At 68.6% G+C, this 1162-nt stretch carries 1 protein-coding gene and 1 pseudogene; both read left to right on the top strand.

All coding sequences use genetic code 11. The features are described 5' to 3' along the window. Nucleotides 1-759, top strand: a 759-nt coding sequence (locus BZZ08_RS38470; protein WP_198601955.1) for an RICIN domain-containing protein, incomplete at its 5' end; no start/stop codon positions are given. A gap of 98 nt (nt 760-857) precedes the next feature. Continuing rightward, nucleotides 858-1162: pseudogene (locus tag BZZ08_RS39205) on the top strand (hydrogenase expression protein); the annotation flags it as partial.

Raw genomic sequence — 1162 nt, 5'->3', positions numbered from 1 at the left:
ATCTTCCTGGCGTTGGCGATCGCGTTCGTGATGATCTGGATCGCGTACAAGCCTCAGGTCCGCACGAGTGCGACGGAACAGACGGAGCAGGCCGGTGCGGCCCTCGCGCCCAGTCCGAGCGCGAGTCCGGAGTCGCTGCCCAGCAGCGCCGAGTCCGCGCCCGAGGCGGAGCCCGGGCAGCCGGCCTCCGAGAAGCCGGAGAACGACGGCGCCGGTGGCGGTGACGGCGGCGGCGGAGGCGGGGGCGGACCGTCCAAGAAGCCCGCGACGAAGCCGGACGTGGTCCCCGCCATGAACGTCATGCTGCGCAACGCCACCACCCACATGTGCGCCGACATCCCCGGACGGGAGAAGGGCAAGATCAACGGGGTCGTCCAGCAGGCCAACTGCCACGAAGAGGGCGACAACGAGTACTGGAACCTTGAGGTCAAGTACGAGCACGGCGGTCCCAACGGGGTCAAGCTCTTCCAGATCCGGAACGTCACGGACCAGCTGTGCATGGACCTGGGCGAATACGGCGCTCGCCCGGAGGGGACCGGGGTCGCCGAGTTCCACTGCGACGGCACCACGGCGGACAACCAGCTGTGGTGGATCGACAAGCAGGCGAGCGGGAACTACTGGATCCGCAACTTCGCCAGCGCCCACCGGTGCCTGAACGTGAAGGGCCAGAACGGCGGCACCGAGACTCCGCTGAACATCGCCACCTGCACCAACACCGACGACCAGGAGTGGCAGATCGTCCGCCCGTCCAAGGACTGACGGCGGGTCCGAAAAGTCGTACGATCAGGCACCTTGGGGCAGCGAGTGCTGCCCCGAGTGCCGCTGACGCACGGGGAGTTGGCCCGTAGCGTCGGCGTGTGAGCCTGTGGACTTCCCTGGAGCCCGCGTCCGCGACTGTGGACCCCGGCAGTAGTACGCGTGTGCGCCTGAGGGTGCGTAATACCGGTGACGTCGTGGACGAGTACCGGTTCGAACCGGTCGGGGACGTGGCTCCCTGGACGACCGTGGAGCCGCAGACCTTGCGCCTCTATCCGGGGACGACCGGCACCGTGGAGCTGACGTTCGCTCCGCCCCGGACGCCCGACGCGGTGGCGGGGCCGAATCCGTATGCGGTGCGGATTGTGCCGACGGAGCATCCGGACGCGGTGACGGTTCCGGAGGG

The organism is Streptomyces sp. MH60 (genome assembly GCF_002939385.1).
Taxonomy (GTDB): Bacteria; Actinomycetota; Actinomycetes; order Streptomycetales; family Streptomycetaceae; genus Streptomyces.
The sequence above is the reverse complement of the archived record's forward strand: the minus strand, read 5'-3'. Positions and strand labels throughout refer to the sequence as shown.